Origin of the sequence: Amycolatopsis sp. lyj-109 (genome assembly GCF_046548995.1) — a bacterium.
Lineage (GTDB): Bacteria > Actinomycetota > Actinomycetes > Mycobacteriales > Pseudonocardiaceae > Amycolatopsis.
This window is the reverse complement of sequence record NZ_JAJPWR010000007.1, coordinates 42,429-66,624: the sequence shown is the minus strand read 5'-3', so window position 1 is coordinate 66,624 and position 24,196 is coordinate 42,429. Positions and strand designations below refer to the sequence as shown.

General features: G+C 70.6%; 25 protein-coding genes. 15 read left to right on the top strand and 10 right to left on the bottom strand.

Annotated features, from left to right (window positions below):
• Position 1 precedes the first annotated feature (1 nt).
• Positions 2-238: a hypothetical protein gene (locus tag ACLJQF_RS17155; RefSeq protein ID WP_410609799.1), complete on the bottom strand. Its 237-nt coding sequence runs from the start codon at positions 236-238 to the stop codon at positions 2-4.
• A complete protein-coding gene (ctaD, locus tag ACLJQF_RS17150) occupies positions 216-1,988 on the bottom strand; it encodes a cytochrome c oxidase subunit I (RefSeq protein ID WP_410609798.1) in 1,773 nt (590 codons plus the stop codon). Before ctaD ends, ACLJQF_RS17155 begins: the two co-directional genes overlap by 23 nt.
• Positions 1,989-2,254: 266 nt before the next feature.
• Between ctaD and ACLJQF_RS17145 the strand changes: the two genes are divergently transcribed.
• Complete coding sequence (locus tag ACLJQF_RS17145) at positions 2,255-2,731, top strand: DUF4383 domain-containing protein (RefSeq protein WP_410609796.1); 477 nt, start codon at positions 2,255-2,257, stop codon at positions 2,729-2,731.
• A 91-nt stretch (positions 2,732-2,822) separates the two neighbouring features.
• Here the strand turns inward: ACLJQF_RS17145 and glgX are convergent, their stop codons facing one another.
• Both glgX and ACLJQF_RS17135 read right to left on the bottom strand, forming a co-directional pair.
• Positions 2,823-5,006, bottom strand: a complete 2,184-nt coding sequence (glgX, locus tag ACLJQF_RS17140) for a glycogen debranching protein GlgX (protein WP_410609795.1) — start codon at positions 5,004-5,006, stop codon at positions 2,823-2,825.
• A gap of 143 nt (positions 5,007-5,149) precedes the next feature.
• Positions 5,150-6,016, bottom strand: coding sequence for a manganese catalase family protein (locus ACLJQF_RS17135; protein ID WP_410609793.1), 867 nt, complete (start codon positions 6,014-6,016; stop codon positions 5,150-5,152).
• Positions 6,017-6,200: 184 nt separating this feature from the next.
• Between ACLJQF_RS17135 and ACLJQF_RS17130 the strand changes: the two genes are divergently transcribed.
• The gene (locus tag ACLJQF_RS17130; protein WP_410609792.1) at positions 6,201-6,422 is read left to right on the top strand and encodes a hypothetical protein; all 222 of its coding nucleotides are present in this window, start codon (positions 6,201-6,203) and stop codon (positions 6,420-6,422) included.
• Positions 6,423-6,467: 45 nt separating this feature from the next.
• Here ACLJQF_RS17130 and ACLJQF_RS17125 read toward each other — a convergent pair whose 3' ends face one another.
• A complete protein-coding gene (locus tag ACLJQF_RS17125; RefSeq protein ID WP_410609791.1) occupies positions 6,468-7,319 on the bottom strand; it encodes an SDR family oxidoreductase in 852 nt (283 codons plus the stop codon).
• A 119-nt stretch (positions 7,320-7,438) separates the two neighbouring features.
• On the opposite strand from ACLJQF_RS17125, the gene ACLJQF_RS17120 reads away from it, so the two are divergent.
• Positions 7,439-7,840 (top strand): winged helix-turn-helix transcriptional regulator, encoded by a 402-nt coding sequence (locus ACLJQF_RS17120; RefSeq protein ID WP_410609789.1) that lies wholly within the window; start codon positions 7,439-7,441, stop codon positions 7,838-7,840.
• Positions 7,841-7,853: 13 nt separating this feature from the next.
• Here the strand turns inward: ACLJQF_RS17120 and ACLJQF_RS17115 are convergent, their stop codons facing one another.
• Positions 7,854-8,444, bottom strand: coding sequence for a hypothetical protein (locus ACLJQF_RS17115; RefSeq protein WP_410609787.1), 591 nt, complete (start codon positions 8,442-8,444; stop codon positions 7,854-7,856).
• 273 nt (positions 8,445-8,717) lie between these two features.
• Here ACLJQF_RS17115 and ACLJQF_RS17110 point away from each other — a divergent pair, with 273 nt between their 5' ends.
• Together ACLJQF_RS17110 and ACLJQF_RS17105 are read left to right on the top strand one after the other, a co-directional pair.
• Positions 8,718-10,274: an alpha-L-arabinofuranosidase B gene (locus tag ACLJQF_RS17110; protein ID WP_410609786.1), complete on the top strand. Its 1,557-nt coding sequence runs from the start codon at positions 8,718-8,720 to the stop codon at positions 10,272-10,274.
• Positions 10,275-10,387: 113 nt separating this feature from the next.
• Entirely contained in the window at positions 10,388-11,626 is a 1,239-nt protein-coding gene (locus tag ACLJQF_RS17105) for a GDSL-type esterase/lipase family protein (RefSeq protein WP_410609785.1), read from the top strand.
• Positions 11,627-11,743: 117 nt separating this feature from the next.
• Here ACLJQF_RS17105 and ACLJQF_RS17100 read toward each other — a convergent pair whose 3' ends face one another.
• Positions 11,744-12,760, bottom strand: a complete 1,017-nt coding sequence (locus tag ACLJQF_RS17100; protein WP_410609784.1) for a LacI family DNA-binding transcriptional regulator — start codon at positions 12,758-12,760, stop codon at positions 11,744-11,746.
• 167 nt (positions 12,761-12,927) lie between these two features.
• On the opposite strand from ACLJQF_RS17100, the gene ACLJQF_RS17095 reads away from it, so the two are divergent.
• The 4 genes from ACLJQF_RS17095 to ACLJQF_RS17080 are packed head-to-tail and all read left to right on the top strand — an operon-like array spanning position 12,928 to position 17,658.
• Positions 12,928-14,157, top strand: coding sequence for an extracellular solute-binding protein (locus ACLJQF_RS17095; protein ID WP_410609782.1), 1,230 nt, complete (start codon positions 12,928-12,930; stop codon positions 14,155-14,157).
• Positions 14,158-14,165: 8 nt separating this feature from the next.
• Positions 14,166-15,110, top strand: a complete 945-nt coding sequence (locus tag ACLJQF_RS17090) for a carbohydrate ABC transporter permease (protein WP_410609779.1) — start codon at positions 14,166-14,168, stop codon at positions 15,108-15,110.
• A gap of 11 nt (positions 15,111-15,121) precedes the next feature.
• Positions 15,122-15,931 (top strand): carbohydrate ABC transporter permease, encoded by an 810-nt coding sequence (locus ACLJQF_RS17085; RefSeq protein ID WP_410610331.1) that lies wholly within the window; start codon positions 15,122-15,124, stop codon positions 15,929-15,931.
• A gap of 26 nt (positions 15,932-15,957) precedes the next feature.
• A complete protein-coding gene (locus ACLJQF_RS17080) occupies positions 15,958-17,658 on the top strand; it encodes an amylo-alpha-1,6-glucosidase (RefSeq protein WP_410609777.1) in 1,701 nt (566 codons plus the stop codon).
• Between the two features lie 15 nt (positions 17,659-17,673).
• On the opposite strand, the gene ACLJQF_RS17075 is transcribed toward ACLJQF_RS17080, so the two are convergent.
• Positions 17,674-18,042 (bottom strand): VOC family protein, encoded by a 369-nt coding sequence (locus ACLJQF_RS17075; protein ID WP_410609775.1) that lies wholly within the window; start codon positions 18,040-18,042, stop codon positions 17,674-17,676.
• A gap of 63 nt (positions 18,043-18,105) precedes the next feature.
• Between ACLJQF_RS17075 and ACLJQF_RS17070 the strand changes: the two genes are divergently transcribed.
• The 3 genes from ACLJQF_RS17070 to ACLJQF_RS17060 all read left to right on the top strand — a co-directional run bounded on the left by ACLJQF_RS17070 (position 18,106) and on the right by ACLJQF_RS17060 (position 19,701).
• Complete coding sequence (locus ACLJQF_RS17070) at positions 18,106-18,261, top strand: hypothetical protein (protein ID WP_410609773.1); 156 nt, start codon at positions 18,106-18,108, stop codon at positions 18,259-18,261.
• 154 nt (positions 18,262-18,415) lie between these two features.
• Positions 18,416-19,108 carry a glycoside hydrolase family 12 protein gene (locus tag ACLJQF_RS17065; RefSeq protein ID WP_410609772.1) on the top strand — a complete coding sequence of 231 codons (693 nt, stop codon included), beginning with the start codon at positions 18,416-18,418 and terminating at the stop codon, positions 19,106-19,108.
• Positions 19,109-19,314: 206 nt separating this feature from the next.
• The gene (locus ACLJQF_RS17060) at positions 19,315-19,701 is read left to right on the top strand and encodes a hypothetical protein (protein ID WP_410609771.1); all 387 of its coding nucleotides are present in this window, start codon (positions 19,315-19,317) and stop codon (positions 19,699-19,701) included.
• Positions 19,702-19,713: 12 nt separating this feature from the next.
• Here the strand turns inward: ACLJQF_RS17060 and ACLJQF_RS17055 are convergent, their stop codons facing one another.
• Positions 19,714-20,298 (bottom strand): TetR/AcrR family transcriptional regulator, encoded by a 585-nt coding sequence (locus ACLJQF_RS17055; RefSeq protein ID WP_410609769.1) that lies wholly within the window; start codon positions 20,296-20,298, stop codon positions 19,714-19,716.
• 85 nt (positions 20,299-20,383) lie between these two features.
• Here ACLJQF_RS17055 and ACLJQF_RS17050 point away from each other — a divergent pair, with 85 nt between their 5' ends.
• Entirely contained in the window at positions 20,384-21,274 is an 891-nt protein-coding gene (locus ACLJQF_RS17050; RefSeq protein WP_410609767.1) for an aldo/keto reductase, read from the top strand.
• A 55-nt stretch (positions 21,275-21,329) separates the two neighbouring features.
• Here ACLJQF_RS17050 and ACLJQF_RS17045 read toward each other — a convergent pair whose 3' ends face one another.
• Positions 21,330-21,998, bottom strand: a complete 669-nt coding sequence (locus ACLJQF_RS17045) for a GntR family transcriptional regulator (RefSeq protein WP_410610329.1) — start codon at positions 21,996-21,998, stop codon at positions 21,330-21,332.
• Positions 21,999-22,116: 118 nt separating this feature from the next.
• On the opposite strand from ACLJQF_RS17045, the gene ACLJQF_RS17040 reads away from it, so the two are divergent.
• On the top strand, positions 22,117-23,100 hold the full coding sequence (locus ACLJQF_RS17040) for a YbhB/YbcL family Raf kinase inhibitor-like protein (RefSeq protein ID WP_410609766.1): 984 nt from the start codon (positions 22,117-22,119) through the stop codon (positions 23,098-23,100).
• 40 nt (positions 23,101-23,140) lie between these two features.
• Positions 23,141-24,082: a GlxA family transcriptional regulator gene (locus ACLJQF_RS17035; RefSeq protein WP_410609764.1), complete on the top strand. Its 942-nt coding sequence runs from the start codon at positions 23,141-23,143 to the stop codon at positions 24,080-24,082.
• Positions 24,083-24,196 lie beyond the last annotated feature (114 nt).

Genomic DNA, 24,196 nt, shown 5'->3' with positions numbered 1-24,196 from the left:
CTCAGCGCTCCAGGTGCGCGCACACCGCGAGGTTGACGGCGACGCAGCCGGCGAACAGCCACGGCAGCGCCAGGAAGATCCCGGCCGCCAGCAACGCCAGTGCGACGGCGTCCAGGCACAGGCACAGCAGCAGCCGTGACCGGGCGCGGGCTCGCAGGCCCCGCTCGATCCCGCGCAGCCGCCGCCGTTCCCACGCCCGCAGCGGCGGGCCCGGGTCAGCGGCCGCGGGGGTCGTCACTTTCGCCTTGCTCGTCGGGCTGGGTGGCGCCCGCGGCGACCTCGAACGGCGATGCCTTGCCGCCGGGGTGCCCGCGGGTGAGGTGGCCTTCGGCGCGCATCCGCTCGACCATGTGCGGGTAGTGCAGCTCGAAGGCGGGGCGCTCCGAGCGGATGCGGGGCAGCTCGAGGAAGTTGTGCCGGGGCGGCGGGCTCGTCGTGGCCCATTCGAGCGAGTTGCCGAAGCCCCACGGGTCGTCGACGTCGATCGGCTCGCCGTACCGGTAGCTCTTGAACACGTTCCAGATGAACGGCAGCACCGACAGGCCCAGCAGGAACGCGCCGACCGTGGACACCATGTGCATCCAGGTGAAGTTGTCGCTCGACAGGTAGTCGGCGTAGCGGCGCGGCATGCCCGCGTCGCCGAGCCAGTGCTGGACGAGGAACGTCGTGTGGAAGCCGATGAACGTCGTCCAGAAGTGCCACTTCGCCAGCCGCTCGTCGAGCATCCGGCCGGTGATCTTCGGGAACCAGAAGTAGATGCCGGCGAAGGTCGCGAAAACGATGGTGCCGAAGAGCACGTAGTGGAAGTGGGCGACGACGAAGTAACTGTCGTGGACGTGGAAGTCCAGCGGTGGCGAGGCGAGGATGATCCCGGTCAGCCCGCCCAGCAGGAAGGTGACGAGGAAGCCGACCGACCACAACATCGGCGACTCGAACGTCAGCTGCCCCTTCCACATGGTGCCGATCCAGTTGAAGAACTTGATCCCGGTCGGCACCGCGATGAAGAACGTCATGATCGAGAAGAACGGCAGCAGCACGGCGCCGGTGGCGAACATGTGGTGGGCCCACACCGCCACCGACAACGCCGTGATGCCGAGCGTCGCGAACACCATGGTCTTGTAGCCGAACAACGGTTTCCGGCTGAACACCGGGATGATCTCGGTGACGATCCCGAAGTAGGGCAACGCGACCACGTAGACCTCGGGATGGCCGAAGAACCAGAACAGGTGCTGCCACAGGATCGCGCCGCCGTTCTCCGGGTCGAACACGTGCGAGCCGAGATGCCGATCGGCCAGCAGCCCGAACAGCGCCGCCGTCAGGATCGGGAACGCGAGCAGGATCAGCACCGAGGTGAACAGGATGTTCCAGGTGAAGATCGGCATCCGCCACATGAGCATCCCGGGACAGCGCAGGCACACGACGGTGGTGATCATGTTGACCGCGCCGAGGATCGTGCCGAGACCGGTGACGATCAGGCCGGTGATCCACAGGTCGCCGCCGATGCCGGGGGAGTGGATGGCGTTGGACAGCGGTGTGTAGGCCGTCCAGCCGAAGTCGGGTGGGCCGCCGGGCGTGGCGTAGGCGGACAGGACGATCGTGCCGCCGAACAGGTACAGCCAGTAGGAGAACGCGTTGAGCCGGGGGAACGCCACGTCCGGCGAGCCGATCTGCAGCGGCAGGACGAAATTGGCGAACCCGAACAGGTTCGGGGTGGCGTAGAGCAGCAGCATGATCGTGCCGTGCATGGTGAACAGCTGGTTGTACTGCTCCGGCGACAGGAACTGCAGGCCCGGCCGGGCCAGCTCGCCCCGCATGAGCAACGCGGTCAGGCCGCCGATCAGGAAGAACGCGAACGACGTCGTCAGGTACAGCACACCGATGGTCTTGTGGTCGGTGGTGCGGATCGTCTTGAGGATCGTCGCGCCGCGCTGCCCCCGCCACACCGGCCGGTGGGGGATCGGGGCCGGGCGTGTCACCGTGTCGGTCATCGGGCTCCCACCTGCTGCCGCCGGGGAAAATCGGGTTCGTCCCGCGCGCGTACCCCGGCCCGGGGGCGGATACACGCGCGCGGCGCCGGTTTCCGGAAATCAGCCATCCGGCCCAGTCGGCCGGAACGGCGGCGTCCGCAACCGGAGTGAGACCCGATCGGGGATTGGTGCCCTTCCGGACGGGTATGCCGTCCGGCGTAGCGCCGCCCAGCGGCCGGACCCTGACCCCGGGTCCGGCCGCGGCGCGATCACCGAAAGGAACCGCCATGTCCACCGCCTCTCCCACCCGCACCCGGACACCCGTGCAGGTCGCCGCCGCGGTCGTTGCGGTCGTCTTCCTGCTGGTCGGCGTGCTCGGCTTCGTCCCGGGCATCACGACGGACTACGACCAGCTGAGCTTCGCCGGCCACGACTCGATGGCGATGCTGCTGGGCCTGTTCATGGTCTCGGTGCTGCACAACATCGTCCACCTGCTGTTCGGCGTCGTGGGTCTCGCCTCGGCCCGTACCCCGCGCGGCGCCCGGCTGTTCCTCATCGCCGGCGGCGCCGTCTACCTGGTGCTCTGGCTTTACGGGCTGCTCATCGACCACGGCAGTGACGCGAACTTCGTGCCGGTCAACACCGCCGACAACTGGCTGCACCTGGTACTGGGCGCCGGCATGATCGCCCTCGGCCTGCTGACCGCCCGCGCGGGCCGCACCGGCCCCGGACCGCACGCCAACCGGGGTCCCGGCCTCGGCTGACCCCTGCCGCGGATGTTCGTGAAGGCCACCTTGAGGAACTACAAGTTCCTCAAGGTGGCCTTCACGAACTTTCGCCGGGTGGGGCCGGAGGTCAGGTGGCCTGGTCCTGGGTGCGCAGCAACACCGTCAGGGAGCGGCCGGCGACGACCAGCGTTCCCTGGCCCGGCACCGTGCGCGGCGTGGCCGGCTGGTCGCCCGCCACGCCGCCGACCAGGACACCGCCGATGGACCGGTGGAACACCTCGCCCGTCGCCGAATCCAGCACGATCGCCCACTCCTTGCCGTATTCGCCGTCGGGGACGGTCATCGTGATGTCGTCGTCGTGGGCGTTGAAGCAGAGCAGGAACGAGTCGTCCACCACGCGCTCGCCGCGGGCGTCGAGGTCCGGGATCGCCGTTCCGTTGAGGAAGACCATGATGCTGCGGCCGAAGCCGGCCTCCCAGTCCTGGTCGGTCATCTCGTCGCCGGCCGGGGTGAACCAGGCGATGTCGCGCAGTTCGTCGCCGCGGCGGATCGGGCGGCCGGCGAAGAACCGGCGGCGGCGGAACACCGGGTGCCGGTGGCGCAGGTCCACGACCGCCGAGGTGAACTCGAACAGCTCGCGGTTGCGCTCCAGCTGCGACCAGTCCACCCAGGACAGCTCGTTGTCCTGGCAGTAGGCGTTGTTGTTGCCCTGCTGGGTGCGGCCGAGCTCGTCGCCGTGCAGGAGCATCGGCACGCCCTGGGACAGCAGGAGCGTGGCGATCAGGTTCCGGCGCTGGCGGGCGCGGAGGTCGAGGACCTTCTCGTCCTCGGTCGGGCCCTCCTCGCCGCAGTTCCACGACCGGTTGTCGTCGGCGCCGTCACGGCCGTCCTCGCCGTTGGCCTCGTTGTGCTTTTCGTTGTACGACACCAGGTCGTTCAGGGTGAAGCCGTCGTGGGCGGTGACGAAGTTGATCGACGCGAACGGCCGGCGGCCGTCGTTCTGGTAGAGGTCCGACGAACCCGTGATCCGCGAGGCGAACTCGCCCAGCGTCGCCGGCTCGCCGCGCCAGAAGTCGCGGACGGTGTCGCGGTAGGCGCCGTTCCACTCCGTCCACAGCGGCGGGAAGTTGCCGACCTGGTAGCCGCCCGGGCCGACGTCCCAGGGCTCGGCGATCAGTTTCACCTGGCTCACCACCGGATCCTGCTGCACCAGGTCGAAGAACGTGGCCAGCCGGTCGACGTCGTAGAACTCGCGGGCGAGCGTGGCGGCGAGGTCGAACCGGAAGCCGTCGACGTGCATTTCGGTGACCCAGTACCGCAGCGAGTCCATGATGAGCTGCAGGGTGTGCGGCTGGCGCACGTTGAGCGAGTTGCCGGTGCCCGTGTAGTCCATGTAGTACTGCGGGTCGTTCTCGACCAGCCGGTAGTAGGCCTGGTTGTCGATGCCGCGCATGGACAGCGTGGGCCCGAGGTGGTTGCCCTCGGCCGTGTGGTTGTAGACGACGTCGAGGATGACCTCGATGCCTGCCTCGTGCAGCGCCCGCACCATCGCCTTGAACTCGTGCACCTCGCTGCCCGGTGTCGTGGTTGCGATCGAGGCCGCGTATTCGTTGTGCGGCGCGAAGAAGGCGATGGTGTTGTACCCCCAGTAGTTGGCCAGGCCGCGCTCGGTGAGGGCGTGGTCGTGCAGGAACTGGTGGACCGGCATCAGCTCGACGGCCGTGACGCCGAGGGTCTTGAGGTACTCGATCATCACCGGGTGCGCCAACCCGGAGTACGTCCCCCGCAGCTCCTCCGGGATGTCCGGGTGGAGCTGCGTCAGCCCGCGGACGTGGGCTTCGTAGATGACGGTCTCGTTGTACGGCACGTTCGGCGGCCGGTCGTTGGCCCAGTCGAAGTACGGGTTGACGACGACCGCGCGGACGGTGTGCGCCGCCGAGTCGTCGTCGTTGCGCTCCTCGGGACGGCCGAAGCGGTAGCCGAACACGGACTCGTCCCAGTCCACCCGGCCGGTGACGGCCTTGGCGTACGGGTCGAGCAGCAGCTTGGCGGGATTGCAGCGCAGCCCGCGGCCGGGGTCGTACGGCCCGTGGACCCGGAAGCCGTACTCCTGGCCGGGGCCGACGCCGGTCAGGTAGCCGTGGTGGACGAAGCCGTCGACCTCCGGCAGCCGGATCCGGGTCTCGGTTCCGTCCGGGGCGAACAGGCACAGGTCGACGCGGTCGGCGACCTCGGAGAAGAGCGCGAAGTTGGTGCCGACGCCGTCGTAATCGGCCCCGAGCGGGTAGGGGGAACCGGGCCAAGGCTGCACTGGGCCTCCACAGGTGCGAGTGATCTCCGGCCGGGGTACCCAGCGGGAACCCTCCGGACACCGTGACGTCGCCCTCGTCACCGGACGCACCCGGCACGGGACCGCTGTGTGTTCAACGATCCCGCGCCGATCACCGGTGGGCGTCAGGTCAGCTTGTTCTTGACTTCCTTGGCCTTCCCCTTGGCCGTGCCCTTGGCGTCCTGCAGGGGCGCGTAGGTGCCGTAGAGGGCGGGGTCGGGTTTGGGTGCGGTGCCGGGGCCGCCGAGGGGTTCGGGGTCCATCAGGTATTCGATGCCGGCGTCGGTGGTCCAGCTGGCGCCCTTGGCGCCGTCGGGGCCGTCGGAGAGGTGCCAGATGGTGTGGTTGTGGGTCTGGTCTTCTTCGTCGAGCAGGGCGTTGGGGACGATGTCTTCTTCGAGGCCGTCGGCCTTGAGTTCTTCGATCGCGGCGAGCCACTGCTTCTGGTGGACGGTGTCGCGAGCGAGGTTGAACTGGAGCATCGCCTTGACGCCGGGGTCGTCGGTCATGTTGTAGAGGCGGGCGGTTTGGAGACGGCCTTGGGCTTCGGCGGCGACGTTGGCGCGGAAGTCGGCCAGCAGGTTGCCGGAGGCGACGATGTAGCGGCCGTTCCAGGGGTAGCCGTTGCTGTCAGCCGGCAGGGCTCCGCCACCGGCGACGATGGCTTGCTGGACGTCCATGCCGCCGAGGGTGGCGGCCATGACGGGGTCTTTGACGGCTTCGGCGGTCATGGTGGCGGGGGCGCCTTCGAGCAGGCGGGCGACCATGGTGGCGAGCATTTCGACGTGGCCGATTTCTTCGGTGGCGGTGTCCATGAGGAGGTCTTTGTACTTGCCTTCGATGCGGCAGTTCCAGCCCTGGAACAGGTACTGCATCGTGACGCTCATTTCGCCGAAGGCGCCGCCGATGAGTTCCTGGAGTTTGCGGGCGTAGACGGCGTCCGGCTTTTCGGGTTTGGCTTCGAACTGCAGCAGCTTCGTGTGACGGAACACGAGAATTCCCTCCGTCGTCCGGGGTGCCGCCGGCGGGGGCCGGCGGTCCAGGGGGCTTTCCCGGTTAGCGGAGGGTTAAGCACGGCGATCGTGGACGGCCCGGCCCGCGGGGGCCGAGGATCGACAACGCCACCGTCGCTGTGATAGTTGAACGCGGAACGTTCGATGGCGAGTGGAGCGATACGTGAGCGATCACCAGGAGCGGGTGCCGGCCTGCCGGCGGTACCAGTGCGACGAGCCGGCCCTCTGGCGGAGGATGTGCGCGGCTCACTGGGCTCGCTGGCAGAACGGGACCGACCCGCTCGACCAGCCGGGCGACGACGGTGCGTCGCCGGAAGCCCGGGTGTGGCAGCCGCCGTTGCGGGAGAACAGCGTTTCGCAGCGTCACCCCGGCCGGCCGGGGTGACGCCGGCGGGGAGCCCCGCCCGGGGGACTCCCCGCCGTGGCGTGGTCAGCGCGCCAGCTCGGCCACGGTGACGCCGATCGGCGTGGTCGGGCGGCCGATGAGGGTGCGCAGGTCGTCCGTGGTCTCGGCGAGCAGGCCGTCCTTGATGTTGGCGTCCAGGGCCACGAGGAAGCCGGCAACCGGCTCCGGCAGGCCGGCCTGGGTGAGGACCTTGGCGTGCTCGTCGGCCGGCAGGTCGACGTAGGTGATCTCGCGGCCGGTGGCCTGGCCGATCTCGGCGGCGAGGTCCGCGTTCGTCCAGGTGACGTCCCCGGCGAGCTCGTAGACCTTGCCCTCGTGGCCCTCGCCGGTCAGCACCGCGACCGCGGCCGCGGCGTAGTCGGCGCGGGTGGCGCTGGCGACCCGGCCGTCGCCGGCGCTGCCTGCGAAGCTGCCGGTCTGGACGGCCTGCTTGATCGTGTCGGCGTAGTTCTCGTTGTACCAGTTGTTGCGCAGGATCGTGGCGGTCAGGCCGGAGGCCTGGATCAGTTCCTCGGTCGCCTTGTGCTCCGGGGCCAGCACGAGCGCGGACGTCGTCGCCTGCGGCGCGCTGGTGTAGACGAGGTGCCCGACGCCGGCCTGCTCGGCCGCCTCGACGACCGCCTGGTGCTGAGCGGCGCGCTGGCCGACCTCGCTGCTGGAGACGAGCAGCACCTTGTCGGCCCCCTTGAACGCGGTGACCAGGCTGTCCGGGTCGGCGTAGTCCGCGCGCCGGACCTCGACGCCGCGTTCGGCCAGGTCGGCGGCCTTCTCCGGGGTACGCACCGCGGCGACGATCTGGTCGGCGGGCAGCTTCTCGAGCAGGCCTTCGACGACGAGCTTGCCGAGGTGGCCGGTGGCGCCGGTGACGACGATCATGACGACTCCTTGAAGGTTCAAGTACCTGTTCCCTGAAGCATGTACTAACTTTTAGAAAGTACCAACTCATTGTTAGTGCCGTCACATCCATCGTGCAAACTTTTAGGTAGTATTGAGGTGTGGATGAAGAAGCTGACGCCGAGCACGAGGCACTGGTGGCCGACGTGTTCAGTGCCGCGTGCGCGTCGCGGACCGTGCTGGAGCACGTCACGGGCCGCTGGGGCACGCTCGCCCTCGTCGCGCTCAACGACGGCGTGTTCCGGTTCAACGCCCTGCGCCGCCGGGTGCAGGGGGTCAGCGAGAAGATGCTCGCCCAGACGCTGCAGGCGCTCGAGCGCGACGGCTTCGTGCACCGGGAAGCGCGGCCGACGATCCCGCCGCACGTCGAATACAGCCTCACGCCCGCCGGTCAGGAGGTCGCGCGGCGGCTGCTGGGGCTGATCGAAATCCTCGAGGCGAGCGTGCCCGGCGTCGTCGAGGCCCAGATTCGCTACGACGCGGCAAAAGCCGCGGGCGCGTGACGCCGGAGCCGGGTCAGTGAGCTGAAGGCCGGGCGGGCGCGAGGTTCGCGATCGCGCCCAGCAGGAACATGCCCGTCGCGATGCCGAGCATCGTCAGCACCCCGCGTGGCCAGAAGATGTGGCTGTCGAAGAAGGAAATGCTCGCCGCCAGCAGCAGTACGGCGCCCGGTACCGCGCGCCACGACGTTTCCCGTGCGACGGTCGCGACCACCGCGACATTGGCTGCGAGAAAGCAAAGCGCGCCAGCCTGGCCGAGGGTGTCACCCATGCCGAAGACCGCTCCGGTGACGGGGGTGACGGCGTGCTCGGCGTGCACCACGGTTCCGGCGGCGATGCCGGCCACGGCGTCGAGTCCGCCGTAGAACGCCGCGAACCCGAACGCCGCGAGCCGGCCCGGGCGGCGAAGTGCCGCGGGTGCGGACGAGAGCAGCAGCCACTGCGCCACCGCGAGCAAGGGGAACACCGGCAGCAGGACGACGTGCAGGGTGGTCCACCACGGTGCACTGGCCGGGTCGAGCACGAGCGGGTGCGTCAGGCCGAATCCGGCCAGTACCAGTGCGGGCGCGGCGTAGCCGGCGGCGCGGGTCCATCGTGAGCGAAGCATCGTCCGACGGTATCGGCCGCCGTTGCCGTCCGGCGGTTACCGAACTCTTACCGCCTCGGAGGGCAAGGGAGTCAACGGATCCGGCGCTCCCGCGTCCGGCGGCGGCGCGAAAACTGACCGTTGCGCTCCCTCGACCCGAGGGTTATGTTAGCGCTCACAATCGCTCCGCTTGTGCCGTTCCTGCGTGTCGGTGATCGAGGAGGAGGTTGGCAACGTCGCCGGCCCGCGCACCTGTCGATTCGACGATTTCCGTACCCCAGCGGGAGATCACCCATGGCACGACAGCCGAGATATGCCCGTTCACGCGCCATCGCGCCGGCCCTGGTCGTCGCCGGCACGCTCGTCACCGGCCTCCTCGTCGGCGGCGGCACGTCCCAGGCGGCCACCCAAGGACCGTGCGACATCTACGCGTCCGGCGGCACGCCTTGTGTCGCCGCGCATTCCACGACCCGGGCCCTGTACGGCGCCTACACCGGTCCGCTGTACCAAGTCCGGCGCGCGTCCGACAGCGCCACCCGCGACATCGCCCCCTTGGCCGCGGGCGGCGTGGCCAATGCCGCGACGCAGGATTCGTTCTGCTCGGGAACCACCTGCCTGATCACGGTCATCTACGACCAGTCCGGCCGGAACAACCGCCTCACGCAGGCGCCGCCGGGCGGGTTCCAGGGACCGGCCGCGGGCGGGTACGACAACCTCGCCAACGCCACCGCGGCACCCATCACCGTCGGCGGCCACAAGGCTTACGGCGTCTACGTGGCGCCCGGAACCGGATACCGCAACAACAACACCAACGGCGTCGCGACCGGTGACCAGCCGGAGGGCATGTACGCGATCTTCGACGGCACGCACTACAACGGTGGCTGCTGCTTCGACTACGGCAACGCCGAACGCAACAGCCGCGACAACGGCAACGGCACGATGGAAGCCATCTACTTCGGCAACAACAACGTCTGGGGCTACGGCGCCGGCAACGGGCCGTGGATCATGGCCGACCTGGAGAACGGCCTGTTCTCCGGGGTGAACCAGCGCTACAACGCCAATGACCCGAGCATCAGTCACCGCTTCCTGACGGCGATCGTCAAGGGTGGCCCGAACCGGTGGGCGATCCGCGGCGGCAACGCCCAGTCCGGCGGCGTGTCGACGTTCTACGACGGCGTGCGCCCGAACGTGGCCGGCTACAACCCGATGAAGAAGGAAGGGGCCATCATCCTGGGCATCGGCGGCGACAACAGCGTCGGCGCCCGCGGCACCTTCTACGAAGGCGTGCTGACGTCCGGTTATCCCTCGGACGCCACGGAAAACGCCGTGCAGGCCAACATCACCGCGGCCGGCTACGCCACCGGTTCCGCGGGCACCGGCCTGACGCCGGGCACGTCCGTCTCGCTGCGCGCCACCACCGCCTGCTGCACCGACCGCTACATCCACCACACGGGGTCCACTGTGGACACCGCGGTCATCGGCACCGGCAGCTCCGCCACGGAGAAGGGCAACGCGTCCTGGACCGTCCGGACCGGACTCGGCAGCGGTTCGTGCGTGTCGTTCGAGTCCAAGAACGTGGCCGGGCAGTACCTGCGGCACCAGAACTACCGGCTGTACCTGCAGGCCAACGACGGCAGCTCGCTGTTCGCCCAGGACGCGACGTTCTGCCCGGAGGCCGGCCGCAACGGCCAGGGTGCCTCGCTCAGATCGCTCAACTTCGCCGACCGCTACGTCCGCCACTACGACAACATCGTCTACATCGCGGCCAACGGCGGATCGAACACGTTCGACAGCGCCAATGCCTACAGCGACGACGTGAGCTGGCTCGTCAGCTCACCGTGGGCTTCCTGATCCGAACCGCAGTCACGCGCCCGGCCCGTCGGCCGGGCGCGTGACAGCGCTTTCCCGGCCGGCCGGGCGGCCGTAACCTGAGCTACCGGTACCCCGACGAAAGGACATCTCGGATGCGCCTCCGCCGAACCGCCGTGCTCCTGGCCGTTTCCGCGTCGCTGTTGAGCCCGGCGACCGCGGAAGCCGCGCCGTCGGGCGGTGCCCCACCGGGATGGGTGACCCTGACGGAGTCCGCGCTCCAAGGCGTGCACGGCACCGCGCCCGACGTCACCATCCGCAACGTGCTCACCGTGACCGCAACCGGGGCGGCACTGCGGGTCCGGCTGAGCAACCCGTTCGGCAGCACCGCGATGACCGTGCGGTCGGTGTGGGTCGGCCGGCAGCCGTCGACGAATTCGCCCGCGCTCGTGCCGGGTTCGAACCGCCGGGCCACCTTCGGCTTCCGGCACGCCGTGACGATCCCGCCCGGCGGGAGCGCGTGGACCGACCCGCTGCCGCTGTCGGTCCGGCGTGGCGACCACGTCGCGGTGAGCATCTACGCGCCGGGCGCGCCGGTCAACGACCACACCTTCCCGCCGCCGGAGAAGTACACGCCGGGGTCGTTCACCTCGGCCGGCCCCGGTGACGCCGGCGCGGACGAGTCGGGGAGTGCGTACGGGCCCTTCGCACCCGGCGTCCTGTGGTGGGCGGACGCGATCAGCGCCGCCTCGCCCGCCCGCGGCACGATCGTCGCCCTCGGCGACTCGATCACCGACGGCTACAACGCCTTCGGCGGCGGTCCGCGCTGGACCGACGTGCTCGCCGAGCGCATCGGGACGCTCCCGCCGTCGCGGCGGCTCTCGGTGGCGAACGCGGGCATCAGCGGCAACACCGTCAGCGTCCAGCCGAACCCGTACGACCCGACCGGCCAGTGCTGCGGCCCGCCCGCGCCGGTCCGGCTCGACCGGGACGTGCTCTCCCTGCCCGGCGTGCGGTACGTCCTGCTCCTGGAGGGGACGAACGACCTCGGCGGCGGCGACAACGCGGCCCCGGCCCCGGCCACGCAGGTCATCGCCGCCATGCGCACCATCGCCGGGCGGGTGCACGCGGCGGGCCGCAAGATCGTCGGCGCGACGGTCCTGCCGATGTGCAACGCGGCCGGCAGCCCGAAGGAACAGGCCCGGCTCGCGGTCAACGCGTGGATCCGCACGTCCGGGACGTACGACGCGGTGCTCGACTTCGACGCCGTGCTGCGCGACCCGGCGGACCCGACGGTGATCCGCGCGGACTGGCGGACCGACTGCTACCACCCGAACGCGGCAGGCGACCGGCTCCTCGGTGATGCGATCGACCTGAAGGTGTTCGCCCGCTGAAGCTCCGGGCGCCGCCACGGGTCGCCGGGCGCCGCCGGTCTGCCGCGGCTTGTCGTGAGTGGTAATTAGGGTTAGAACCCTAATTACCACTCACGAGCGCCAGCCAGGGTCGGCCTGTCAGGTTTGGCGGGGCCGGGCGCCCGTGCTGGACCGCAGCGAGATCGGCGGCTCCAGCAACGCGTGCCGCGGCTCCGCGTCCCTGTCCGCGATCTGCGCCAGCAGCAGATCCACCGCCAACCGCCCCAGTTCCACGGCGGGCACGTCCGCCGCGGTGAGTGCGGGGTGGAAGTCCTCCGCCAGGCGCTCCGCGATCACGCCCGTCAGGGAAAAGTCGCGAGGCACCTCGAGTCCGGCCCGGTGCAACGCGCGCTGGACGCCCGGCAGGGCCGCTTCGTTGATCGTCACCGCCGCCGTCACCGATGGCCACTGGGTCCGGATCTGCTCGAAGCAGGCCAGGCCCGCTGCCGCTTCGTCGGCGCAGCAGACCGTTCGGGCCGTCAGGCCGCGCGCCGCCGTCGCGTCGAGGAAGCCCGTGGCCGAGCGCAGCGCTGGGCCGTAGCCCGCCGCCACCAGCTCGGCCGAACGGTTGATCAGCACCACCTCTTCGTGGCCGAGGTCCGCCAGGTGGTGTACGCAGCGCGTGATCAGGGCGCCGTAGTCGACGTCGACCCACCAGGATGCTCCCGGGTGCTCGACGTGGCCGATCGTCACGAACGGCAGGCTCGCCTGGCTCAGCCGCTCGACCCGGGGGTCTTCGAGGAGGATCTCCATCAGGATCACGCCGTCGACGCGCCGGCCGGTCACGATGCGCTCGAACGAACGGTCGTGGTCGCCGCCGCTGGGGGAGAGCAGCACGTCGAGGTCGTGGGCGGCGGCCGCGTCGACGACGCTGCCGACGAAGCCCAGCTGGACGTCGGTCAGGCGGCGGCTGGCCGGCGGCACCACCAGGCCCAGGGTGCGCGTGCGGCCTTCGGCCAGTGCGCGGGCGCTGGCGTTGGGCCGGTAGCCGAGCTCAGCGATGACGTCGTTGATGCGCTGCACGGTGGCGGCCGAAACCGGGCGTTTGCCGCTCAGCGCGTACGACACGGTGCTGCGTGAAACGCCCGCGCGCCGCGCGATCTCCCCGATGTTCATGCCACTCCTGACGCTGGTGCTCAGAACCGGTTCGATCGTAGTACACGCAGTATTGCGCAGGAGCGCCTTCGAGGTTTACGGTGACGCGGCCCTCCCGCATCGAACCGGTTCGATGATGCCGAGACTGCCTCCAGGTCGTCACAGGTGCCGACAGGAAGGACCTCCCCATGAAGCGTCACCCCCTCATCCGGCTGCTGTCGGTGGCCGTCGCCGCGACGACGCTGGCCGCCTGCTCCGCGGGCCCGGCCCCGACCGCGGGCGGCGGCACCTTCACCGTCTGGGACCCCTACCCGCAGTTCGACGCGACTTCCGCGTGGGCGAAGGTGATCGACAAGTGCGGCGCCGACGCCGGGGTCAAGATCGCGCGGCAGGCGTTCGACACGACCGACCTCACCAACAAGGTGCTGCTCGCCGCCCAGCAGAACACCGCGCCGAACGTCCTCGTGGTCGACAACCCGGTCGTCTCGACCCTGGCCGAGGGCGGGGTGCTGAAGTCCAATGCGGACACCGGCCTCGACGCCGCGCAGGTCGCCCCGAACCTGCTCGCCGCCGGTGACGTCAAGGGTCAGGTGTACGGCGTCCCGATCGGGGCGAACACGCTCGCCCTCTACTACAACAAGGCCGTGCTGACCGCGGCCGGCGTCGACCCGGCGTCGGTGAAGGATTGGGCGGGTCTCGATGCGGCGCTGGCCAAGGTGCACGCCGCGGGCAAGAAGGGCATCACCTTCTCCGCCATCGGCACCGAAGAGGGCAGTTTCCAGTTCCTGCCGTGGTTCTGGGGCTCGGGCGCAAACCTGACCGACCTCGCCTCGGCCGACGCCGTCTCGGCGCTCACGCAGTGGAAGTCCTGGCTGGACAAGGGGTACGCGCCGAACTCGGTGGTCGGCAACACGCAGACCACCAGCTGGCAGGAGTTCGCGACGGGCGACTACGCCTTCGCCGAGAACGGCACCTGGCAGCTGCAGAACGCGAAGAAGGCCGGCCTCGACTACGGCGTCCTCCCGATCCCCGCGCGCACCGGGGGACCGGCCCCGGCACCGACCGGCGGCGAGTTCGTCACCGTGCCTGCTCAGAGCAGCCCGGACGCCGAGAAGACCGCGGGCAAGATCGCGTCCTGCCTGACCAGCCCGGCCAACGTCCTCGACTCCGACACCGCGCTGACCTACGTCTCCGCCGTGCCGTCCGTGCAGGAGAAGCAGGTCGCCGCCCAGCCGGAACTGAAGGTGTGGGTCGACGCGGTCAAGGTCGCGAAGGGCCGCACCGGCGACAACCTCGGCACCCGGTACCCGCGGATCTCCGAACCGCTCTGGGGCGCCGTGCAGACCGCGCTCACCGGCGCGAAGGCCCCGGAGGCGGCGCTCGCGGCCGCGCAGGCGACCGCCGCGTCGGCGAAGTAGGCCTGCTCGTGCCGGACATCCGTGAACCGGTCACCGTCCGTCCGGCCGCGCGAGCGCCCGGGCGGACGGGACGCCGGCGGCCGCAGCTGCTCGCGTGGGCGTTCCTCGCGCCGCTCGTCGCCTACCTGCTGCTGTGCTACGGCTATCCGCTGGTGACGAACGTCGATCTCAGCCTGCGCAACTACACCGTCCGCACCTTCGTGCACGGCGGGGCACCGCTGGTCTGGTTCGACAACTACGCAGGAGTGTTCACCGATCCGACCTTCCGCACGGCGTTGCTCAACACGCTCGTCTTCACCGCCGCGTCGCTGCTCTTCCAGTACGGCATCGGCCTGGCGATGGCGGTGTTCTTCGCCCGCAACTTCCGCTTGGGCCCGACGCTGCGCGCGCTGTTCCTCGTGCCCTGGCTGCTGCCGCTGATCGTCTCCGGATCGACCTGGGCGTGGCTGCTCAACAGCGAGTCCGGCGTGGTCAACTCCGTGCTGGGCTGGTTCGGCGCCGGCCGGATCGACTGGCTGACGTCGCCGTCGTGGGCGCTGGTCTCGGTGATCATCGCCAACATCTGGATCGGCGTGCCGTTCAACCTCGTCGTGCTGCACAGCGGCCTGCAGAACATCCCGGCCGAGGTGTACGAGGCGGCGTCGCTCGACGGCGCCGGGGCGTGGCAGCGGTTCCGGCACGTCACCTTCCCGCTGCTGCGGGGAGTTTCGGCGATCACCCTGCTGCTGGGGCTGGTTTACACGCTGAAGGTGTTCGACGTCATCTGGATCATGACCAAGGGCGGACCCGGCGGGTCGTCGACCACCCTGGCCACCTGGTCCTACCAGCTCGGGTTCGGCGGCATGCTGCCGCGGTTCGGGCCCAGCGCGGCCGTGGGCAACGTGCTCATCCTGCTGGCCCTGGTCGCCGGGCTGCTCTACATCCGGGCGCAGCGCAGGCAGGAGGCAGTGTGATCGGCCGCTGGGTGATCCGCCGCTGGCGCACCGCGGTGGGGTTGCTTCTCACCGCCGTCATGCTGTTCCCCGTCTACTGGATGGTCAACGTGTCCTTGACCCCGGCCGGGCGGATGCGCAAGTCGCCGCCCGACTGGTTCCCCGCCGCGCCGACGTTCGAAGGCTACGAGCGGGTCCTGCGCGAGCAGCTCCCGTACTTCGCCACCAGCATGGTCGTCGCGCTGGGCACGGTGGCGCTGACCCTGGCCCTGGCCGCGCCTTCGGCCTACGCGCTGGCCAAGCTCCGCCCGCGCGGGCACCGGGCACTGGGGTTCGTGCTGCTGGCCGCCCAGATGATCCCCGGCATCATCATGGCACTGGGGTTCTACGGCATCTACGTCTCGCTGGGCATCACCAACACCGCCTGGGGCCTGGTCCTCGCCGATTCGACGATCGCGGTGCCGTTCGCTGTGCTCATCCTGACCTCGTTCATGACTTCGGTGCCGGACGAGCTCGTCCAGGCGGCCACGATCGACGGCGCGGGCCCGGTGCGCGCGTTCTGGTCGGTGGTGCTGCCCGCGAGCCGCAACGGGGTGGTGACGGCGGGGCTGTTCTCGTTCCTGTGGGCCTGGTCGGACTTCGTCTTCGCGGCGACGCTCGACGGCGGTGGCTCGATGCGGCCCCTGACCCTGGGCATCTACCGCTACATCGGCAACAACAACCAGGAGTGGAACTCCATCATGGCGACGGCGGTGGTCGCTTCCGTGCCCGCCGCCGTGCTCCTCGTGCTGGCGCAGCGGTTCGTCGCCGCCGGCGTCACCGCGGGCGCCGTCAAGGACTGAGCCCCTCTCTCGGAAAGGACGCTTCTGTGCCCACGGGCGAATTTTCGCTGCGGGAGATTCCCTTCAGCCACCCGGGATCGTGGTTCGACGTCTCCCCGGTGGTGGCCCAGGCCACCTACGCCGACGACCTGCACCTGGTGTCCCACCGCCACGGGATGCACGCCGTCCTGGCGCTGATCCCCGAAGAGGGCGGGAAACGGGCGGACGTCCCGGCCGTTGCCACGCCGTCCGCGCTCACCTGGGGGACCGGCGACCGGCGGATCACCGCGGCGTTCGCCACGCCGGACGCGCTCCGGATCGCCGGGCGCGGCCTGGCCTTGCGGATCCGCGCGGCCGAACTCACGCTGACCCCGTTCACCGGCACCTACTTCTTCGCCGATCCGGTCGACGGTTCCGCCGTCTTCACCTCCTACGAAACCGGGCACCGCTACCGCGTCACCGTCCTTTCCGGACACGTGCGGCACGTGGGCGCCGAAGCGCTCGGCACCGCCGAGCGGGCCGTCGTCGTCAGCGGCGACGCCTGGGAGGTGGCGATCGAGGAACTCCCCGGCGCCCGCGAGCCGTACGCGGCGACCGCTGCCTTCGACGACGTGGTCGCCACCGCCCGGGCCGGGTTCGCCGCTTTCACCGATTCAGTGGCGCCGTGGCGCGGCGAGCGCACGCCGGCGGCCGAGCTCGCCTGCTACGTGCTCTGGTCGGCCATCGTGGCGCCCGCCGGGTTCGTCGGCCGCCCGGCGGTGCTGATGTCGAAGCACTGGATGGACAAGGTGTGGAGCTGGGACCACTGCTTCACCGCGCTGGCGCTCGCCCCGGGACGGCCGGAGCTGGCCTGGCACCAGGTCCAGGTCGTCTTCGACCACCAGGACGACCGGGGTGCGCTGCCCGACTCGGTCACCCACGCCGAGGTGCTGCGCAACTTCGTCAAACCGCCCATCCACGGCTGGGCGCTGAGCCGCCTGCGCGGCCGCCTCCCCGGTGGCCTGCCCGAACCCGGGCTCGCCTACCGGCAGCTGGCGGCGTGGACGACGTTCTGGCTCGAGCACCGCCGCGTGCCCGGCGGGCCGTTCGCCCACTACGAGCACGGGAACGACAGCGGCTGGGACAACGCGACGCCGTTCGCGCGGCGGCGGCTTGTGCAGACGCCCGACCTCGCCGCGTTCCTGGTGCTGCAGCTGAAGGAACTGGCCGGGCTGGCCGGCGAGCAGGGCGATCCCGATGCGGCCCGGCGGTGGGACGCCGAAGCCGAAAGCATGCTGGCGGCCCTGCTGGGCGAGCTGTGGGACGGCACGAAGTTCGTCAGCCGCTCGGCCGCGACCGGCGCGGCGCAGTCCGGGGCGAGCCTCCTGGAACTGATGCCGATCGTGCTCGGCGAACACCTGCCGCCCGAGGTCCGGGACCAGGTCGTGGCCGGGCTGGAGGCGCACCTCACCGGGATCGGGCTGGCGACCGAGCGGCCGGAGTCCGCGTTCTACGAGGCGGACGGCTACTGGCGCGGCCCGGTGTGGGCGCCGGTCACCGTGCTGATCGAGGACGGCCTCCGGCGCGCCGGCGCGACGGAGCTCGCCGACCGCGTCAGCGCCCGGTTCCGCGCGGTGTGCGAAAAGTCCGGGTTCGCGGAGAACTTCGACGCGTTGACCGGGGACGGCCTGCGTGACCGCGCCTACACCTGGACCGCTGCCGCCTACCTCGTGCTCGCCGGCGACGCCGAGGCGCGCTCGAAGCCGTAGGCGGCCCACCGCGGGTCAGGTGCGGTCGTGGAGCGTGACGTGGTAGCCGTCGGGGTCGGCGAAGGTGAACGTCCGGCCGAAGGGGCCGTCGATCGGGGCGGCGACGATCGGGTGGCCGTCGGCGGCGAGAGCGTCGTGAATGGCCTGGACGTCGGTGGCGTGCAGCCAGATCGCGGCGCCGATGCCGGGCCGGGCCGCGGAGGCGAGATCGGTGCCCGGAACGATGTCGCGGAGCGCGAACGCGATCGGCTTCGTCTCGAAGACGACGGCGTGCGGAGGTCCGGCCGGTGAGCGGACGAGGCCGAGGTACCGCTCGTAGAACGCCTGCGAAGCGTCCAGGTCGCGGGCCTGGAGCGAGATGAAGTCGGGGCCGGTGGCGGGCATGGTGCTGCTCCTTCTCTTCATGTCAGGTTCCTGACATCGACCACCGTATGTCAGGAACCTGACATGAGTCAAGCCGGGGGCGGCCGGCTGTCGAACCGCATCGACGATCGCGGTGCCGAGATAGCCCTCCTGGTGGCGCGCGAAAACGGATCCCGATTCGACGAAATCGAATCCGGTGCATGGGTCGAAATCATCGAAGTATTGTTTTACGATTTTTGATCGATGCTGGTCGAATGCGGGTAAATCACACACAGTATCTTGACCGGTACGCGGCCTGCCTGCGATAGTCGTCCCACTCCCGTTCACGCCGCGCCGGCGATGAATACCTCGTCGAAACGATTCGACATCGAGTCCACCGGGAAAGGACGAACCAATGCACAACGTTGTGCGTTCCCTGCTCGTCTCGCTGACCGCGGCCGCCGTGGTGGCGACCACCGCCGGGGTGGCCGAAGCGGCCACCTGGTCGTCTTCGGACAAGTGGGCGACCTGGTCCAACGGCGGGTACACCATCCGCAACGACGTCTGGGGCAGCGGGGCCGGCCCGCAGTCGATCTGGGCGAACTCCTACAGCAACTGGGGGGTGAACTCCAACCAGCCGAACACCGGCGGGGTCAAGTCCTACCCGCACTCGGCGAAGAACGTCGGCCGGACGCTCAGCTCGCTGCGGCAGGTTTCCAGCAGCTTCAACGTGAGCCGCCCGGGCAGCGGCGCGTACGAGACCGCCTATGACATCTGGGCGAACAACAACGCCTACGAAATCATGTTGTGGGTCAACAAGCAGGGTGCGGTCGGCCCGATCGGCAGCAAGCAGACGACGGTGAGCGTCGGCGGGCACACCTGGGACGTCTACAAGGGATCGAACGGCTCGAACGCGGTGTTCTCGTTCCTGCGCACGTCGAACACGAACGCCGGCACCGTCGACGTCCTCGCGGTCATGAACTGGATCAAGGCCCGCGGCTGGTTCGGTGACGTGACCCTCGGGGAAGTGCAGTTCGGCTTCGAAATCACGTCGTCTTCGGGTGGGTTGAACTTCACCTCGAACAGCTATTCCGTTTCCGCGTCCTGATCGTTCACCGCATTCGGGAAAGAGGCGGCGTCAGGTCGCGGCCGCCTACGGGCCGTTCCGGACCGCGCAGCGACGGACGTCCTCGACCTGGCGCCGGCCGCCGGAACGCGCTCCCGTTCCGGCGGCTCTACACTTCGCCCAGCCCGCCCGCTCGCATTGTGCGAACCGGCTTGAGGGCAGCGAAGTCCCGATGAGAGGGTGGATCGATGGAACCAGGTGACGCCGCGCGGAAAGCGCTGGCCTGCGTGCGGATCTTCAACGGCGCGGTCGGGCGGCTCGCGCCCGGCCGGATGGCGGCGAGCCTGGGCAGCACGCCGGGGGAGGACCGGCGGTTCGGCTACCCGGCGCGCATGTTCGGCATCCGCACCCTGGTCCTCGGGACGGACCTGCTGCTGCTCAAGGCGGACGATCCGGCGGCCCGGCGGATCCTGCGGCAGGCGGTCCTGATCCACGCGACGGACACCGCGGCCGCCGCCTATGCCGGTGCGCGCGGCGAACTCCGGGGCAAAGCGGCGAAGCTGACCGTCGCCATCTCCGCCGTCAACACCGTGCTGGCGGTGATTTCGCTCGTGACCGCGAAGCCGCGCGGCTGACGCGCTCCCCGATCAGCGGTTCACGCGCAGCGCGTCGACGATCAGGTCGAGCATCCGCCCGGTCCGCCCGGGATCGCGCTCGTCCACCGTGGACAGGAACGTGCCCAGCAGGAGCAGGGTCACGTCCTCCGGGTCGGCGCCGGCGCGCAGCGTGCCCGCTTTCGCGCCCGCGTCGAGGATCGCCCCGATCGCGGCGGTGATGCGCTGCCGCGTCACCGGGGTCGCGATGCGGCCCGACGCGACGCTCGCGCGCAGGACGTCCGCCATTCCGCGTTTGGTCGCCACGAACGCCGCATAGCGGTCCATCCACGCGCGGAGGGCGTCTTCGGGCGCGAGCGCGTCGAGGAGAGCCGGCGCGCCGGCGGTGACGTCGTCGAGTTCCGCCGCGTAGACGGCTTCGACGAGCGCCTCGCGGGTCGGGAAGTGCCGGTAGAGCGTCCCGATCCCGACGCCGGCCTCGCGGGCGACGGCTTCGAGTGCGACGGTCCCGTTGACAGTGCCGTCGGTGGCGAACGCGGCACGCGCGACCGCGACGAGCTTGTCCCGGTTGCGGCGCGCGTCCGAGCGCACCGGTCGCGAGGGGTCGGGAGAAGGCAAAGCGGAGGCACCTCCGGTTGTGCTACGGTCGGCTCGAGCGGAGGCTCCTCCGCTTCGTCATCATCGCACGAGGACGGGGACACCCATGCCTTCTCCCGAACGCGCCGCGCTCGCCGGCCACACCGTCTCCCGCGTCGGCTACGGGGCGATGCAGCTCGAGCGCCTGCACGACGACCCCGCCGCGGCGGTCGCCCTCCTGCGCCGCGCGGCCGAGCTCGGCGTCGACCACGTGGACACGGCCCAGTTCTACGGCAACGGCTTCGTCAACGGCGTCATCCGCGAAGCCCTCGGCTCCGACGTCCTGATCGCCACCAAGGTCGGCGCCGATCCGGACCCCAGCGGGCCGATCCCGCTCCGCTTGGCGCAGCGGCCGGAAGAGCTGCGCGCGAGCGTCGAGGACAACCTTCGTTCGCTCGGGCTGGACCGGATCCCGCTGGTCAACCTGCGCCGGGCCGACCGGCGGCCCGGCGTGCTCGCCGAGGGGGACCAGCGCGTCGGCCTCGACGACCAGCTCGCGGTGCTGACGGCCCTGCGCGACGAGGGCAAGATCGGCGCGATCGGGCTCAGCGCCGTCACCCTCGACGTCCTGCGCCGGGCGCTTCCGGCGGGTATTGCCTGTGTGCAGAACGCCTACAGCCTGGTCGGCCGCGACGACGAGGAGATGGTGGAGTTGTGCGTCGCGGAGGACATCGCCTGGGTGCCGTTCTTCCCGCTGGGCGGCGCGTTCCCGGGGCTGCCGAAGGTGACCGACGAGCCCGCCGTGCAGGCGGCCGCGCGCTCTTTGGGGCGGACGCCGGCGCAGGTCGGACTGGCCTGGCTGCTGCACCGCGCGCCGAACGTGCACCTCATCCCGGGTACCGCGAGCGCGGCGCACCTCGAGGCCAACGTTGCGGCGGCGGACATCGTGCTCGACGGCGAGACGCTGGCCGCGCTGGACGCGATCCCGGTCCGGGCGATGGACGCCAGCCTGCTTTGAGGGCGCCGGCCCAGCCCTCGTGAGTGGTAATTCGGGTTAGAACCCTAATTACCACTCACGAGGGGTGCGGCAGGCGGGGGTCCGGCGCCGGGTCGTCCGTCAGGGCCGCCGCGGTCGATGTCAGGTGCCGGGTCAGGGCCTCGGCCGCGGCGTCGGCGTCGCGGGCCAAGGCCGTCTGCTCCAGCAGGGCGTGCTCGGCCAGGTGGTCGCGGCCGGGTGCGCGGTGGGCGGACCAGCGGCGGGCCAGCTCGCTCGCCGTCCACATCCGGTCGAACGTCTCCAGGAGCACCGGGTTGCCGCATCCCTCCAGCAGCGTGCGGTGGAAGATCCGGTGGGCTTCGGCCCATTCGCCGCTGTAGTGGCGGCCCTCGCCGGGGGCGAACGCCGGGGTGCGGGCCAGCCGGTGGTGCGTGGCCCGGACCCGGGCTTCCCAGTCGAGGTCGCCACGCTCGAGGGACAGGCGCAGCACGAGCGGTTCGACCGTCCGGCGGGCCTCGGCGACCTCCTGCCAGCGGCGGTCGGAAACGGTCGGGACCGCGAAGCCGCGATTGGGCAGGCGGTCCGCGAGACCGTCGCCGACCAGCCGCACGAGCGCCTCGCGCACGACGGCCAGGCTCACGCCGTGTGCCTTGGCCAGTTCCTGCGGTTTGAGGGCTTCGCCGGGGGAGTGCTGCCCGCGCATGATCGCGTCCCGCAGGTGCGCGTAGACCTGCTCGGAGAGCATCTGCCGCGCCGGTGAAGTCGTCTCGGTCACTCCAGAAGTATAGACGATCGAGTTGATAATCGATTATTGGTGCTATGGTCGATGGTGACGCCGCTCAGCTCAGGGAGAAAGTGATCCGATGAACGACCCGTTCGCCCGCCTGCCCGAGGTGCCTTCCTTCACCGTCACCAGTACGACGATCGCCGACGGCGCCGCCCTGCCGCCCGAACAGAGGTCCGGGAAAAACGTCTCGCCGCACCTGCGCTGGAGCGGTGCCCCGGCGGGCACGAAGAGCTACGCCGTCACCGTCTACGACCCCGATGCCCCGACCGGCTCCGGGTTCTGGCACTGGGCGGTCGCCGACATCCCCGCCACCGTCACCGAACTGCCCGTGGGCGCGGGCGACGACACCGGCTCGGGCCTCCCGGACGGCGCTTTCCAGCTCCCGGGCGACACCCGCGAAGCCCGCTTCGTCGGCGCGGCCCCGCCGGCCGGCCACGGCCCGCACCGCTACTTCTTCGTGGTGCACGCCCTCGACGTCGCCTCGATCGGCGTCCCGGCCGAGGCCACCCCGGCCGTTCTCGGCTTCACCATGGCCGGGCACGTCCTCGGCCGCGCGGTCCTGACCGCCACGGCCGAAACGCCGGGCGCCGAACGCCTCGAGGTGTCCCGGGTCGTCCCCGCGCCCGCCGACGCCGTCTTCGCGGTCTTGACCGACCCGAAGGGACACGTGGACATCGACGCGTCGGGCATGCTCATGGACGCCGAGGGGCCGCCGGTCGAGCGGGCCGGCGACCGGTTCGTGGTGCACATGGACCGGGCCGCCCTCGGGGACGTTCCGCTCGGCAAGTACGAGGTCGAGGTGGTCATCACCAAGCTCGTCCCGGACGAGGAGATCGCCTGGACCGTCGAGGGCCGGACCGGGACGCAGTTCCGCCACATCTACGGCTACCGGCTGGAGCCGGCCGAGGGCGGCACCCGCGTCACGTCCTACTACGACTGGTCGGAGCTCGCCGAGGAGTGGAAGCGGCGCCTCACCTTCCCGGTGGTCCCCGAGTCCGCCCTCAAAGCCACCCTCGGCATCCTCGAACGCACCGTCCGCCGGCGCCTGGCCACCAGGTAGCCGGACGACTGGATCACGCCACCCGGCGTACTTTGGCGGCATGTACACGGTGGCGGTGCTGGCCCTCGACGACGTGATCGCGTTCGATCTGGCCACGCCGATCGAAACGCTCGGCCGGGTCCGGCTGCCGGACGGCCGCGGGGGCTACCGGCTCGTCGTCGCCGGGCCGGAGCCGGTGGTCGGCGCCGGCCCGGTGCGGCTCACCGTCGACGTGGGGCTCGCCGAGGTCGCGCGCGCCGACCTCGTCGTCGTCCCGGGGCGGAACGATCCGGACCGGCCGACCCCGGACGGCGTGGCGGAGTTCCTGCGGGCCGCCGTCGCGCGCGGAACGCGGGTCGCCTCCATCTGCGTCGGTGCGTTCACGCTCGCCGAGGCCGGCCTGCTCGACGGGCAGCGGGCGACCACGCACTGGCTCGCCACCGACGAGCTGGCCCGCCGGTATCCCGCCGTCGAGGTCGACCCGGACGCCCTCTACGTCGACAACGGGCAGATCCTGACCTCCGCGGGCGCGTCGGCGGGGCTGGACATGTGCCTGCACATCGTGGAGCGCGACTACGGCGCCGCGGTCGCCGCCGACGTCGCGCGGCTGGCCGTCGCGCCGCTGCAGCGCACCGGCGGGCAGGGGCAGTACATCCTGCGCAACCGCCCGACCTATCGGACCGCGACGCTGGAGAAGGCCCTCGGCTGGATCGAGGAGAACGCCCACCGCCCGCTGACCCTGGCCGACATCGCCGACGCGGCGGGCATGAGCACGCGCACGCTGACCCGGCACTTCCACGCGGAGACCGGGCAGAGCCCGATCCAGTGGCTGACCGGGGTGCGGATCCGGCACGCGCAGGAGCTGCTGGAGCTGACCGACCACACGATCGACCGGATCGCCGGGCAGGTGGGGTTCCCGTCGCCGAGCAACTTCCGGGCGCAGTTCGCGCAGACGGTCCGGGTCAGCCCGAGCGCGTACCGGAAGACGTTCCGGTCGCGGTAGGTCCGCGACGCCGGCGCAGGCGTAGCGACGGGCCCGAGCGCCTTGAATGACTCATTCCTGGCGTCGGATGTCTTGAATGAGTCATTCAAGACATCCGGACGGCAGCAGATCGGA

Coding starts and splice junctions, on each gene's coding strand:
- ctaD (WP_410609798.1), bottom strand. CDS start 1,988: ATGACCGACACGGTGACACGCCCGGCCCCGATCCCCCACCGGCCGGTG.
- ACLJQF_RS17145 (WP_410609796.1), top strand. CDS start 2,255: ATGTCCACCGCCTCTCCCACCCGCACCCGGACACCCGTGCAGGTCGCC.
- ACLJQF_RS17125 (WP_410609791.1), bottom strand. CDS start 7,319: ATGATCGTCGTCACCGGCGCCACCGGCCACCTCGGCAAGCTCGTCGTC.
- ACLJQF_RS17115 (WP_410609787.1), bottom strand. CDS start 8,444: ATGCTTCGCTCACGATGGACCCGCGCCGCCGGCTACGCCGCGCCCGCA.
- ACLJQF_RS17110 (WP_410609786.1), top strand. CDS start 8,718: ATGGCACGACAGCCGAGATATGCCCGTTCACGCGCCATCGCGCCGGCC.
- ACLJQF_RS17105 (WP_410609785.1), top strand. CDS start 10,388: ATGCGCCTCCGCCGAACCGCCGTGCTCCTGGCCGTTTCCGCGTCGCTG.
- ACLJQF_RS17100 (WP_410609784.1), bottom strand. CDS start 12,760: ATGAACATCGGGGAGATCGCGCGGCGCGCGGGCGTTTCACGCAGCACC.
- ACLJQF_RS17095 (WP_410609782.1), top strand. CDS start 12,928: ATGAAGCGTCACCCCCTCATCCGGCTGCTGTCGGTGGCCGTCGCCGCG.
- ACLJQF_RS17075 (WP_410609775.1), bottom strand. CDS start 18,042: ATGCCCGCCACCGGCCCCGACTTCATCTCGCTCCAGGCCCGCGACCTG.
- ACLJQF_RS17070 (WP_410609773.1), top strand. CDS start 18,106: ATGAGTCAAGCCGGGGGCGGCCGGCTGTCGAACCGCATCGACGATCGC.
- ACLJQF_RS17065 (WP_410609772.1), top strand. CDS start 18,416: ATGCACAACGTTGTGCGTTCCCTGCTCGTCTCGCTGACCGCGGCCGCC.
- ACLJQF_RS17060 (WP_410609771.1), top strand. CDS start 19,315: ATGGAACCAGGTGACGCCGCGCGGAAAGCGCTGGCCTGCGTGCGGATC.
- ACLJQF_RS17050 (WP_410609767.1), top strand. CDS start 20,384: ATGCCTTCTCCCGAACGCGCCGCGCTCGCCGGCCACACCGTCTCCCGC.
- ACLJQF_RS17045 (WP_410610329.1), bottom strand. CDS start 21,998: ATGCTCTCCGAGCAGGTCTACGCGCACCTGCGGGACGCGATCATGCGC.
- ACLJQF_RS17040 (WP_410609766.1), top strand. CDS start 22,117: ATGAACGACCCGTTCGCCCGCCTGCCCGAGGTGCCTTCCTTCACCGTC.
- ACLJQF_RS17035 (WP_410609764.1), top strand. CDS start 23,141: ATGTACACGGTGGCGGTGCTGGCCCTCGACGACGTGATCGCGTTCGAT.